Origin of the sequence: Dyadobacter psychrophilus, from assembly GCF_900167945.1 — a bacterium.
GTDB lineage: Bacteria > Bacteroidota > Bacteroidia > Cytophagales > Spirosomataceae > Dyadobacter > Dyadobacter psychrophilus.
Genome location: NZ_FUZA01000002.1, coordinates 594149 through 607983, shown reverse-complemented (window position 1 = coordinate 607983; position 13835 = coordinate 594149). Strand labels below are relative to the sequence as shown.

Below are 13835 nucleotides of genomic sequence, written 5' to 3'. Positions count from 1 at the left end.
AAATTAAATTCTAATAGTCACACAATAATTTTACCAAAAAACCATTGCGCGACCCAACTCAAAACCGAGGAGAACAAAAATACTAATTTATGGTCGCCGGGAGGTGCCGGTTACGAAGTTATAATATCGCAAACGGCTTCGATCAGGAGATCTTTTTAAGGATCAGTGTTGAATTTGTCCCCCCAAAACCAAACGAATTGGAAAGGAAACAATTGATATCCTGCTCCTTGGTTTGCGCGACAATGTTGATTTTCGCCGAGTCTTCGTCCGGGTTTTCGAAGTTGATATTAGGTGCAATAAATGAGTTTTGCATCATTAATAAGGAGTAGACGATCTCGCTTGCGCCAGCCATCCAGCATTCGTGACCCGTCATCGACTTGGTGGAACTTACCGGCGTCTCATTACCAAAAACCTCGAAAATCGCCCTGGCTTCACTCCCATCGCCCACGGGTGTAGATGTTGCGTGCGCATTAATGTAGTCGACATCGCTGGCTGCAATGCCTGCCTGCTTCATTGCCATTTTCAATGAGCGCGTTTGTCCGTCAATGCTTGGGTTGGAAATGTGGTCGCCATTGGAAGAAAAACCGTAGCCGATCAGCTCGGCCAGGATCGGGGCGCCACGCTTTACTGCTGCTTCGTAGGATTCGAGAATAACTGTGGCCGCGCCGCCGCTTGGAATAAGTCCGTCCCGGTCACGATCGAAGGGCCGGGATGCTTTTGTCGGGTCCGATTCGCGAACGGAGAATGTTCCCAGGCCGTCGAAACTGGCCATAGCAGCCGAGTTAATCTCCTGCGCACCGCCGCAAATAATCCTGTCTTGCAATCCCTGCTTGATCATCAGATAGCCCATTCCTATTGAATGTGAACCGGATGCGCAAGCCGCGCTCAGGGTAAAATTGATACCTTTTAGCTTGAAAATCGTCGAAAGGTTCATATTTACGGTGCTATTCATGTTTTGAAAAATAGCGCCGCTTCCAATTAATGTCGTGTCGTGTTTTTCTTTGGCCTTATCAACGGCTTCAACCACGGATGCAGCTGTGCTGTCGTTGCCATATATGATGCCGGTTTCGGTCGTTTCGAGGAAATCGACGTCCAGGCCTGAAAGTTCAAGCGCCTGCCGGGTGGCCATATAGGCATAAATTGCGGGCTGGTGCATACCCAGGCGTTGCCTTCTCGACAGGTAATTTTTAAGGTCCGGTTCCGGAACCATGCCCGTTAAAGCGGAACGAAAGCCGAAATCCTTCCTTAGCTGATCAAAAACAATCCCGCTCTTCCCGGCATATAATGATTTTGTGACCTCGTCCAGGTTTTCACCCAGGCAGGAGTAAATCCCTATTCCGGTTACGACAACTCTATGATCCATCAATTATGAATAAATTCCTCCGTTGATATTAATCACCTCACCCGTAATGTAGGCGGCCTTATCCGAGACCAGAAAACTCACCAGATGTGCGACTTCCTCTGCTTGCCCAAAACGGTTCATAGGGATCATTTGCTTCAATTCTGCTTCGTTCAGGTCTTTGGTCATATCGCTGGTTATAAAACCAGGCGCAACCGCATTCACCGTGATCTTGCGCTTGGCAACTTCCTGTGCCAACGCTTTTGTGGCCGCAATAATTGCCCCTTTTGCTGCCGAATAGTTGGTTTGCCCCGCCACGCCTTTCATGCCTGAAACGGATGCAATGTTAACGATCCGGCCCGAGCGCTTACGCAACATTTGCTGGATTGCGTTCTGGGTTACATTAAAAAGTCCTTTTGCGGAAATGTTGATTACGTCGTCCCAATCCTGCTCGGGCATCCACATAAAAAGCCCGTCACGCGTAATTCCGGCATTATTCACCAAAACACTGATATGCTTTTCTTCGTTCTTTTCCCTCCATTTGTTCAGTGCCTCATCAACCTCTGTTTTTGTCTGAACGTTGAATTGCAAAAGCTCACCATTGCCGCCCGCAGCCACAATTTCCGCAAGTGTTTCCTCCGCAGCAGCTTGGTTGGAAGCATAATTGATCAGAATGTAAAGTCCGTGATCTTTTGCCAGCTGCACCGCAATGGCACGGCCCAGTCCTCTTGATGCGCCTGTTACCAATGCACAGTTCATAATTTAAACGGGGTTTCTTTGATATATTCAAAAACCGCAGCAATGCTTTCAGACTGAGGTAAATCTTCTTTTACAAAATGCGCATATTGCCGGATCTGGCTATAAATTGATTTTGCATTGGGCGACAAGCGTTCCTTCTCACCTGGTTCAAGCAGATCAATCGCCTGGCAAATAGCCATAATATGGATAGACATCACCTGAAATGAGTTTTCCAGAACCTGTTTTGCCAAAACCGCACTATTGGTTCCCATGCTCACAATGTCCTGATTATCATTGTTATTCGGAATGCTATGCACATAAACTGAACCGGATAAGGCTTGATTCTCAGCCGTTGTAGAGGTTGCGGTGAACTGCACGCCCTGAAATCCGAAGTTCAGCCCCCAGGTCCCAGCATTCAAGAACGGAGGAAATTTACCATTCAATTTGCTGTTCATCAGGAAGTTTAGTTGGCGTTCCATCAGCATTGAAAGCTTCGTCAGGACAATTTTCACTTTATCCATTTCCAACGAAATATAATCGCCGTGGAAATTGCCGCCGTGGAAAACATTATTGTCGTCCGGGCTGACGATTGGGTTGTCATTGGTTGAATTCAACTCATTTTCAACCACTTCCTGCGCATATTGTAATGTATCAAGTACAGGTCCCAGAATTTGCGGAACGCAGCGAACCGAATAATATTCCTGAATTTTGCGTTCGAACTCCTTCCGCTGCAAGGCCGTATCGTCTTTAAAAAGTTCTTCCCTGCTGCGTATTAGCTGACTTCCGGCCAAAAAATCGCGCATTTGCTGCGCAATCACTTGCTGTCCTTTATGATGTTTTACGGCATTCAGTTCTTTGGAAAATGAATCATCAAAGGCCTCAATCACCTCGTTCAGCATCGATGAAGCTGCAACTGCCCATTGCAACAGCCTTTTTGCATAAATAATGTTTATAGCCGCAATGCCTGTCATGCAGGAAGTGCCGTTTATCAGCCCGAGGCCGTCGCGCAATTCCATTTTAAGTGGGGCGATGTTATTTTTTGCCAAAACATCCGCCGTCTTAGTCCGTACGCCCGCTTCATACACATGCCCCTCGCCGATCAGGTTAAGGCCCAGGTGAGAAAGCTGAACAAGGTCTCCGCTTGCACCCACACTGCCGTGCTCAAAAATTTCGGGAACAATGCCATTATTTAAAAACGCGACAAGCTGCTGGATTACGCCGGTGCTCACACCCGAATTGGCCTGCAAAAAGGAATTCAGGCGTGCCACCATGACGCTGCGGGCATAAATTTCGTTGAGTGGTTTTCCTATGCCGCTGGAATGGCTGCGGATCAGGTTGTATTGGAGGTTACTCAATTTGTCGGTCTCGATCCGATATTGGGCCATCGGGCCAAAACCGGTATTGATTCCGTATATAATTTTATCTTTGGAGAAATTCGTGAGAAAGGTAAAGGACTTCGAAACTTTATTAAGGGCGTCTTCGGCTAAGATAAATTCCTTCTTTTCAAAAGCATACTGCTCGATATGAGCTAAGGAAATACTATTCATTTATAGTTTGCATAATTAATATTACGTAAAATAAATCTTTTTTTGCGGTTTTGACAAACATACCCTAATCTGCAAACGTGCCACCGGAAGTTGCCGGAATTTTACATTTGCTTACTTTTGTCTGACATTCACGTTCCCCTTTCAATGATCGGAGATTTACTTTTAAGGTTATATAAGTTCCTTTCCAGACACAAGCCCGCATTTTTCCTGAGTCTGGTTGTCCTTACAAGTATTTTGCTCTTTGGCATTTCGCGTTTAAAGGTAACTGAAAGCATCTTTGCCACCCTACCGAAGGGTAAAAGCTTCGAAGAGTTCAACAGGCTGATCGAAAGCAAAAACATCATTAACCAGATCGTCTTCTCTATCGACATTCCCGAAGAAACCACGTCCGATGATGCGAAACTGCTCGGAGAAGCGTTTTCTGACTCCTTAACACGGTACACCAACGGCGCAATACGGAACATTCAAATTGACAGGCCGTTTGCTCAGGAAGACGTTTACCAATTCGTTTACGGTCATTTTCCGCAGTTGATCGATTCCTCCTATTACAGCCACATTGCCAGCCGCCTGAACTTGGACTCGATTAAAGCATCTGTGAATTCAGCTTATAATCAGCTTACTACACCGGGTGGCACCTTCCTCAAACAGTTCATCATCAATGATCCGCTCGGCATAACCGGTCCTTATTTCCGAAAACTGAACGCCACAAGCAACGCCAACGGAATGGTGCTGGAAGACGGTGTCATGTTTACCAGCGACCGGAAGAAGATGATCATTTTCGCAGCCACAAGCTTTGATTCGGGTAATTCCGAGAAGAATGTTGAGCTGTACGAAGATGTGGAAGCATTCAAATCGCGCTGGAACAAGCAGCAGCGGCATCATAAATTTTCCTATTTCGGGACATTTGAAATTGCGGCGCGCAATGCGATTCAGGTCAAGCGGGATTCTTATTTTACCTCATTTATCGCATTAGGAAGCATTTTGCTGCTCTTAATCTTCTATTATCGCAAATTCCTCATCCCGCTATACATAATATTACCAGGCGTGTTCGGGGCTGTTTTTGCATTGGGCATCATTGGTTTTATCCGGCCGGAAATCTCCGGCATTTCCCTTGCAACAGGAGCTGTTGTTTTTGGAATCCTGCTGGATTATGCATTTCATTTTTTTACGCATTTAAGACATACCAACTCAATTTCCACGGCCATAAAGGAAGTAAGTGAACCGCTTTTAACCGGCAGCTTTACCACCGTTATGGCATTTAGTGCATTGCATTTTGCCAATTCGGCCGTTTTGCAGGATTTTGGTTTGTTTTCGTCCCTTAGCTTGCTGGGAGCTGCGCTCTTTACATTAATTGCCTTGCCCGTTATTCTTTCGTCTTTTGCATTTGACAATAAGAAGATCCCGGAGGACGGTCGCGGATTCCAATTCCCCCAAATCCACGAAAAAGCAAGACCGATCGTCCTGGCATTTATTGCCATTTTGACACTGTTATTCCTTTATTTTGCCCGATTTACAGAATTCGATAGCGGGTTTGATAACCTCAGCATTCAGGACGATGATTTGCAGAAACGGGAGGAAGCAATGACCGGAATTGATCCGAAGTCTGAAAAACGGATCTATATATTTGCTGGCGATCCGGTAAGGGCGAAAGCGGAACAAATGAATTTTCAGGTCTACCAAAACCTTATTCGGCTTCGTGACCAAGGAAAGATAAACAGTTTTGTATCGTCCGGATCTTTTCTGGTGCCGCAGAATGTAAAACTCGAACGCAATCGCAGGTGGCATAATTTCTGGGACATCAGCCGCAAAGAAGCAACCTATAACGTTTTGGATCAGGCCGCTGTGAAGAACGGTTTCAACGCCACGGCTTTCAGCGATTTCAAGTCGTGGATCGCCGGCCAGCCGTCCTACTCCGTTTCCGCCGACACACTTATGAAGGAGCTGGGCCTCGATAACCTAGTCGATTCCAACAGCAAGGGAACCACATTCATCACCACATTGATCGTACCTCAGAACCAGCTTAACAGTGTTAAAGCTGAACTGCGGGCCATTCCGGGAATCGCATTATTTGATCGCGGCGAACTTGCGGGTGACCTACTGAAAATGGTGAAAGACGACTTCAATTACCTGCTGCTGATCTCGGCATCTATCGTGTTCGTCACTTTGCTCCTCGTTTACGGCCGAATCGAGTTAACACTGTTAACTTTTCTTCCAATGGTGATCAGCTGGATCTGGATCTTGGGTATAGCGGCCATCTTGGGCATAAAATTCAATTTTGTTAATGTAATTGTCACCACATTTATCTTCGGGCTCGGAGATGATTTCAGCATTTTCGTGACAGATGGATTACTTAATAAATACAAATACGGAAAGGATTCGCTTCGTTCATATCAGTCGGCGATTGCTTTATCTGCTACCACGACGATCATAGGAACCGGTGTCCTATTCTTTGCGAAACACCCGGCCATCCACTCCATTGCATTCATCAGCGTACTAGGCATTTGCTGCATCCTTTTCATCTCGTTTGTCTTCCAACCCGTGTTGTTCGGTTTTTTTGTCCAAAACAGGATTGCCAGGAAAAAGGCGCCGGTTACGTTCCTTCCATTTTTGATCAGTATTTCGAGTTTTACTTATTTCTTGTCGGGTTGCCTTTTCCTGCATTCAAAGCTGGTCACAATCTTGTTACTGCCGATTTCTAAGTTGAAAAAGAAGGCAGTGCTGAACCGCTCGCTTTCTTTCTATGCAAAAACCGTCATTTATTCCGGTCCGCATGTGAAGAAGAATTTTTCCGGTCTCGAAAATCTGCACCCGGAAAAGCCTGTCATTTTTATTGCTAACCACACTTCGTTTCTGGACATTTTACTGGCTATCATGCTCAACCCTAAGATCGTTTTAATGGTTAAAGGCTGGGTTTACAATTCACCGTTCTTTGGCCCCATCATTCGTCACGCAGGTTACGTATATACTGACGACGGGCCTGAGGAAAACATTGAGAAGGTTAAAACACTGGTTAAAGATGGATATTCGCTCTTGATTTTCCCGGAAGGAACCCGGTCCGAAGACGGCGGGATCGGGCGGTTTCACAAAGGTGCTTTTCACCTCGCCGAACAGCTTAATCTGGACATTCAGCCCATCCTGATTCACGGGGCATCTGATGTTTTACCCAAAAACGACTTCCTCATACGCCCCGGTGCGCTGAATGTGCGCGTACTTCCCCGCATCCGGCTGGCCGATGCGCAATGGGGCACCCAACTTCGGGATAAAACCAAAAACATTGCGACATTCTTCAAAGCCGCGTTTGCTTCGTATAAGGATGAAATGGAGGACACGGCTTATCTGAAACATAAGATTTTTACCAACTACGTTTTCAAAGGCCCCGTGCTCGAATGGTATTTCAAGATCAAATGGCGGCTTGAAAGCAAGAATTTTACTTACTACAATGACCTGATCGGAGAGCGGAAAAATATTCTGGACATTGGCTGCGGTTATGGCTATCTATCGTTCTATCTGCATTACAAAGACGCGGAAAGAATCATTACAGGCATCGATTATGACGATGAAAAGGTGAGTATAGCACAGCACAGTTATCATAAAACAAGCCACCTACGCTTTATTTGCGCGGACATTATGCAGGCGGACCTGGGTAGCCAGGACGTGATATTTTTAAATGATACCCTGCATTATTTATCGAAAGAAAAACAGCTTAAATTGCTCAATCGTTGCGCCTTAGCGCTGCAATCTGACGGCATCCTTTTCATCCGCGACGGCATCACTGATAACAAAGAAAAGCACCAGAAAACAGAAACAACGGAAGCTTTGTCAACCGGATTATTTTCATTCAACCGCAAAGAAGATGCATTTCACTTTTTTTCGTCGGCCGACATCCGCGACTTTGCTGCAAACCACAATATGCATTGCGAAATGCAGGAACACTCTGCAAACACGTCGAACGTCCTGTTCATTTTGAAACCCATGCATGTAGACCTACCGAACAATAATTAGCCTGTTATAAACTTTTTCAGTAATCATATAAATGCAATCTTCCGCCTTGCAAAAAGAATACGACTTCGTAATTGTGGGTAGCGGCCTCGGTGGCCTGGCTTGTGCGAACATTCTGGCACTGGAAGGTTTCAGCGTTGTTGTGCTGGAAAAAAACCATCAGATAGGCGGGCACTTGCAGGTTTACAGTCGCGGTAAAAGTATTTTCGATACGGGCGTGCATTATGTAGGCAGCCTGGACGAAGGTGAAAATCTGTATCAATTCTTCAAATATTTCGGTATAATCGACAAGCTGAAAATGAAACGGATGGACAATGACAAGTTCGATGTCATTCGCTTTCAGGACGGTTCAGAATATGACTATGCGCAAGGATTTGATCATTTTAGAGACACGCTGATCAACTACTTCCCGGAAGAGAAAACTGCTATCGAAACGTATTGCGATAAAATCCAGGAAGTGTGCAACAAGTTTCCTCTTTATAATCTCCGCGTTTCCGGTGAAAATTATCAGATGGATGGCGAGGTTGTTGGATTGAATGCTTACGATTTTATTGCTTCTATCACCGATAATGAGCGACTTCGTAATGTTCTGGCGGGCTCAAACCTGCTTTATGCGGGTGTCCGTGACAAGACACCGTTTTACGTGCACGCGCTGATCATGAAAAGCTATCTTTCAGGCTCTTATAAATTCGTCGACGGTGGTTCGCAGATTGCGATTCAGATGAGTAAGGCGATCAGAGCGCATGGCGGTGAAATTTATAAATACAAAAAAGTGGTCTCAGCCAACTTTAATGACGATGGCCAGATTGCCGAGGTGGTTTTAGAAAATGGCGAAACCTTTAAGGGAAAACAGTTTATTTCAAATGTTCACCCCGCTGTGACCATTGATATTTTCGGCAGTGAAAGGTTTCTTAATGTCTATAAAAACAGGGTTCAGGGCCTTGAAAATAGCATTTCCACTTTTCTGGTCCACATTACTTTCCGTGAAAAAAGTTTTGAATACTTAAATCACAATATCTATCAGCATCACATTGAAGACGTTTGGGGTGGCATTGACTATGATCAGGAAACCTGGCCGCAAACGTATTTTATCTGCACGCCATACATTTCAAAAACCGGTCAATATGCTGATTCAATGTCGGTTATGACTTACATGAATGCTTCTGAAACCGAAAAATGGAGTGAAACTTTCAGCACTGTGGCTGAACCTGGAAATCGCGATGCGGAGTATGAGCAGTTCAAGAAAGATAAAGAAGCAAAAGTGCTGGCGCGTCTCGAAGAAGTTTTTCCCGGAATTTCCCGGAAAGTAAAGGCCATCCACAGCGCTACTCCCCTGACATTCAGGGATTATATTGGTAATAAGGACGGCTCCCTGTACGGCGTGCTCAAAAACTCAAATTCGCCTACGCGGACGCAGATCAATACCAAAACAAGGATTCCTAACCTGCATTTGACAGGACAAAATATATCCATGCATGGCATACTCGGCGTCACGGTAAGCGCCTTCGTAACATGCTTCCCATTTGTTGACAAAGATAAACTCATCCAAAAAGTTAAAAGTGCCTAAATATGCGAACAGTTGATGTTGTGGTCATTGGTGCCGGACCTGCCGGGACAGTTGCAGCTTCTTATTTGAAAAAACAGGGCTACAATGTCACAATTTTAGAAAAAGAAAAATTTCCCAGGTTCCAGATCGGCGAAAGTCTGCTTCCATGCTGTATGGAACATTTGGATCAATCGGGCCTGTTGGATGCTGTTGAAACCAAAAATTTTCAGAAGAAAACCGGCGCAGCATTCATGAAGGGTGAAAAAAGATGCGAATTCCTGTTTTCCGAGCAATTCACAAAAGGCTGGACATGGACCTGGCAAGTGAAACGGGCAGACTTTGATCTTACCCTGGCAGAAGCCACACGCGCAAAAGGCGTTGATGTAAACTTTGAATGCGAAGTGCTGAAAGTCACTTGCAGTCCGGATATTCAGCACATTGAGTATAAAGATGCCGACGGAAACATTCACGAGATCCAATCCAAATTCATTATCGATTCCAGCGGGTATGGACGCGTGCTTCCACGGCTTTTCGATTTGAGCAAGCCTTCGTCATTCACTCCGCGTGGAGCTATTTTTGCGCATTTAGAAGATAGAAACCGCACTGAGAAAACCAGTAATAACATTTTTGTCCACTCCTTTGACAATAATAAATCGTGGATCTGGGCCATTCCATTTTCCGATGGCTCAACGTCTGTTGGCATTGTGGGTGACAAGGAAAAAATCACGGCTATGGCCGAAAACGGCGGTGAGGCCTATAAGAATTTTATCCGTGAATTTGAAGATCTAAGCGGGCGCTTCAAAGATTCAGAACTGAAATTTGAGCCGCGTCACATTCTCGGCTATTCAATAGGTGTAAAAAAAATGTATGGCGATGGATTTGTTCTTTCGGGAAACAGCACCGAATTCCTCGACCCCATATTTTCGTCTGGTGTAACCTTTGCGACCGCGTCGGGATTGCTGTCCGCGAAAATGACGCATAGACATTTGCAAGGCGAAACGGTGGATTGGGAAAACGAGTACGAAAAAGTGATTCAGAAAGGCATAGATGTGTTTAGAAGCTATGTTACCGGCTGGTACAGTGGTGATTTTCAAACCATTGTCTTTACCCCGCTAATTGATAACAACATTAAAAACCAGATTTGTTCGGTCCTTGCGGGTTATGTCTGGGATCAATCAAACCCATTTGTGAAAAAGCATGATACGATTTTACCCACTTTGGCAAAAGTGATCAAAATGAAAGAAAAGAATGCAGATGACAGCGGTGGACATCTGTTAAGCGGAGAGTAGGATAAAGCTATGCTGAATGCCCTTGTAATGATTGTAAATCAACACATTATTTGCTTTTTCTACGTTTCGAGTGGTATGAATACATGGTGAAGGAACGGGATGGCCTGAAAGTATTTTGACGGCCATCCATGTTGCGAATGCCGAGGCAGTAGGATAATCGCCAACCATATTTTTATAGGTGTAACTGCTGCTGTCCGGGAAAAATTTCTTTTGAAAACCCGCGTACAAATGATCCGTTCGATTATCTCCGCTGATGCCTAAAATTAGCGAATCGATATTCTTTCTTGTGAGCCCGTTTCTGGCTAAAAAATGCTCCAATTTCATTTCCAGGTCGTCTTCGCTCGGAGAATTCATTTGATCCACATCTTTGATTTGAGCCAATGTGCGCTCATTTCGCGCTGATTCAACAACAAACATCGTCGCCCCTTCCCCATTCGCTGACCCGGGCGAAGCGCTTGTCAGAATGTTTTCCGAAGACGAGTCCTCGACTTTAAAATGTCCGTTCAGGAAATCGATGTTGTGATTGTAATCCGAAATTTCATCCACGCTGCCAACCAGCACACGGTTGAATTTATGTTCTTCCAAAAGCATCATGGCGTCCAGTAAAGCTGCTTCAAATGCCAGTCCTTTGTGAACGTGTGTCGTATTATAACCCGTAACCTTGCTCATCAGAGCCAGATTTCCGGCCACAGCATTAGGCGTGCTCTGGACAAAGTTGGTTGGAGTTAAAGTGCCTTCGTCATAGTCCACGATCTGGTTCAGGAATTTGAGGCAGTCCTCCAATCCGCCGTTGGCCGTCCCGAGAATGATCCCGTCCATCGTGTATTTCTGGATCAACGGCAAGCCAGCACCCACACCCATCCGCACGGCCTTACCCATTCTGCGCAGTAAACCGGCTGGGATTAATTCTCCATAACCCGGCTCGACAGCAGCATAACGATTGCCATAATGCACTTTTATCTCTCCCTGAAAAAAGGCATCATCGAAAGTCCTCTGTGGAGAGATACAAGCTGAATCGGTTATGTACATTTCTGGCTTTATGTGAGTTGGTTGCTATGCTCCGGCGTCGGCGATGAATTGTTTAAGTTGAAGCGAATAGTCATCAATTTGCCGCTTCGTTTCGCTCTCATCCCAACCCAATTCCCGTGCCATCAGATTTGCGACAACAGGCAGACATTTCAAGGTCTCATTCCAATCTGTAATTTCCAGCCTGACCCTTCTCGCCAAAAAATCGCGCGGCGCAACAACCATTTCATTTCGAACTGTATAAATTACCTCTGCCTTAATGTATGGATAGGAAGTGCTCAGACGCTCTTTTAACGTGCTATCAGAAGACGTAAAATCGGCCACCAATGTCGCCCGCGATCCGTATTTTCTGACCAGGTGCCGGGCCACATCCACAGGTAACGCGTATTTTGAAACAAGTTGTTCAGATAATAACGGATCAAAGTTTTCCCCACCGGCCAGCATATGGTTTGCCGTAAGACATTCATTTCTTTTGGACAAAATGGCATCTGCTTCATCGATTGTATCTTTTGCCATGAGCCGGTAAGTGGTCCATTTTCCACCCAGCAAACTCACAAGGCCGCTGGACGAATCCACCTCCACTTCATGATCCCTAACCAGGCTTTTTGTTGATTTGGACGGATCGGCTGAAAGCAAAGGTCGGAGTCCCCCGAATCCTGCTTTTAATTTTGAAATGTCTATCTGGTTAGCCAGGAAAGGATTCAGCGTGTCAACAAGATATTGCTTTTCCGATTCGTTCAGCGTCGCTTCGGAATCTATGCTGTCCGATTCTGTATCCGTTGTGCCAATCATCATCGCACCCTCGAACGGGATCGCAAAAACCACACGCCCATCCGAAGTCTTGGGAATAAGCATGGCATATTCGCTGTTTAACGTTTCAAAAGGCAGCACAACGTGAACGCCTTTGCTGGGGCGTAGCCGTTCTGGCAATGCGGGATTGGCAAGCAGCCTGACCTTATCCGAAAACGGCCCGGTGCAGTTAATAACCAGTTTCGACTTAATGATGAATTCAGGTCCCAGCTGCGTGTCCCTTACCTGAACACCGACCAGCTTGCCGGAATCATTCTTTGTAAATCCGGTTACGTCCAGATAATTCGCAGCAACGGCACCAGCTTCCGAGGCCGATTGAACCAATGCGAGGCAATAACGTGCATCGTCCAGTTGGCCGTCGTAATATAATACGCCGCTATGCAATTTCTTTTTATTGAGCGTTGGAATCTTATCCAGCACTTCCTTTTTCGAAAGCCATTTGCTCTTCGGAAGCGAATCATTGGTCGCAAATGTGTCGTAGATCTGCAAGCCAATTTTGAAATACAAACCTTCTATCCACGAGCCTACAGGCGTCATCAACGCGAGCGGGCGTGCCAGGTGCGGAGCGTTTTTCAGAACGGTATGACGCTCTTCCAATCCATGCCGAACCTGTTTCAGTTGTGCAAAATCAAGCTTTTTAAATGCCTGTTCGAGGTAGCGCACGCCACCGTGGATGAGTTTGGTGGAACGGGACGAGGTTTCCGATGCAAAATCCTTTTTGTCAATGATAGCAACTTTATAACCGCGCAAAACGGCATCCAACGCACAACCAGCTCCGCTTGCTCCTGCCCCAATGATACAAATATCAAATTCTTCACTTTTTAACTTATCCAGCGACGCGTTACGATTCATTTATTTGCAGAATATCGAGCATTTGATTGACCTGGTGCAAAAGTACAAAGCCAGACTTTAAAACTGGTCGCTGTGGACGGCTGTTTTGCGAATTTGATTCAAACTTTGGTATAGTTATTGCTCTTTTGATTTGTGATCAAGCATCACTACTACTCTTACAGTTTTCACAATCTATCATTTAACCAACTTAAACATGGGCTTACTATCGTTTTTAAAAGGCGTAGGAGAAAAAGTTTTTCATAAGGAAGAAACTGCTGTTCCGGCACCTGAGGCAGAACCATTGCGTGCGAGTGCACTACTGGCTCACGTGAAAGCACTTGGACTTGCGTATAACAACCTCACGGTCAAAACATCTGGTGACACAGTAACAATTGAGGGTGAAGTGGCCAAGCAGGAAGATGCTGAAAAAATAGCCCTTGCCGTAGGGAATGTGGAAGGCGTACAAGTCGTAGACAATCGCCTGAAAGTGGCAACACCAGCACCGGAAGCAACATATCACACTGTGGAAAAAGGCGACACGCTTTCAAAAATCGCAAAAGAGGTTTATGGAGATATGATGAAATACCCCATTATTTTTGAAGCAAATAAACCAATGCTCACACATCCGGACAAAATATACCCAGGCCAGGTTTTGAGAATTCCAGCGCCATGACAAATATCTGAAACAAAAAAAAAGCAACCTTTTGGGT

9 protein-coding genes are annotated in these 13835 nt (G+C 45.4%); 4 read left to right on the top strand and 5 right to left on the bottom strand.

The window, feature by feature from the left end; translation table 11 throughout:
• Positions 1-142: 142 nt before the first annotated feature.
• From B5X68_RS09610 to flxA, 3 genes are read right to left on the bottom strand one after another with little or no spacing between them, the layout of a single operon-like run.
• Positions 143-1363: a beta-ketoacyl-[acyl-carrier-protein] synthase family protein gene (locus B5X68_RS09610; protein WP_082214474.1), complete on the bottom strand. Its 1221-nt coding sequence runs from the start codon at positions 1361-1363 to the stop codon at positions 143-145.
• Positions 1364-1366: 3 nt separating this feature from the next.
• Positions 1367-2098: a flexirubin biosynthesis SDR family reductase FlxB gene (gene flxB, locus B5X68_RS09605; RefSeq protein ID WP_082214473.1), complete on the bottom strand. Its 732-nt coding sequence runs from the start codon at positions 2096-2098 to the stop codon at positions 1367-1369.
• Positions 2095-3624: a flexirubin biosynthesis tyrosine ammonia-lyase FlxA gene (flxA, locus tag B5X68_RS09600; RefSeq protein WP_082214472.1), complete on the bottom strand. Its 1530-nt coding sequence runs from the start codon at positions 3622-3624 to the stop codon at positions 2095-2097. The genes flxB and flxA overlap by 4 nt, the downstream gene beginning before the upstream one ends.
• Before the next feature lie 117 nt (positions 3625-3741).
• Here flxA and B5X68_RS09595 point away from each other — a divergent pair, with 117 nt between their 5' ends.
• The 3 genes from B5X68_RS09595 to B5X68_RS09585 are packed head-to-tail and all read left to right on the top strand — an operon-like array spanning position 3742 to position 10458.
• On the top strand, positions 3742-7626 hold the full coding sequence (locus B5X68_RS09595; protein WP_229208350.1) for a trifunctional MMPL family transporter/lysophospholipid acyltransferase/class I SAM-dependent methyltransferase: 3885 nt from the start codon (positions 3742-3744) through the stop codon (positions 7624-7626).
• 31 nt (positions 7627-7657) lie between these two features.
• Positions 7658-9190: a phytoene desaturase family protein gene (locus tag B5X68_RS09590; RefSeq protein ID WP_082214470.1), complete on the top strand. Its 1533-nt coding sequence runs from the start codon at positions 7658-7660 to the stop codon at positions 9188-9190.
• Between the two features lie 2 nt (positions 9191-9192).
• A complete protein-coding gene (locus B5X68_RS09585) occupies positions 9193-10458 on the top strand; it encodes an NAD(P)/FAD-dependent oxidoreductase (RefSeq protein WP_082214469.1) in 1266 nt (421 codons plus the stop codon).
• On the opposite strand, the gene B5X68_RS09580 is transcribed toward B5X68_RS09585, so the two are convergent.
• Entirely contained in the window at positions 10444-11487 is a 1044-nt protein-coding gene (locus tag B5X68_RS09580; protein WP_082214468.1) for a beta-ketoacyl synthase chain length factor, read from the bottom strand. The two genes, B5X68_RS09585 and B5X68_RS09580, sit on opposite strands and share 15 nt — an antisense overlap.
• Before the next feature lie 24 nt (positions 11488-11511).
• Complete coding sequence (locus tag B5X68_RS09575) at positions 11512-13146, bottom strand: glycerol-3-phosphate dehydrogenase/oxidase (RefSeq protein WP_082214467.1); 1635 nt, start codon at positions 13144-13146, stop codon at positions 11512-11514.
• 193 nt (positions 13147-13339) lie between these two features.
• Between B5X68_RS09575 and lysM the strand changes: the two genes are divergently transcribed.
• Positions 13340-13798, top strand: coding sequence for a peptidoglycan-binding protein LysM (gene lysM, locus B5X68_RS09570; RefSeq protein WP_082214466.1), 459 nt, complete (start codon positions 13340-13342; stop codon positions 13796-13798).
• Positions 13799-13835 lie beyond the last annotated feature (37 nt).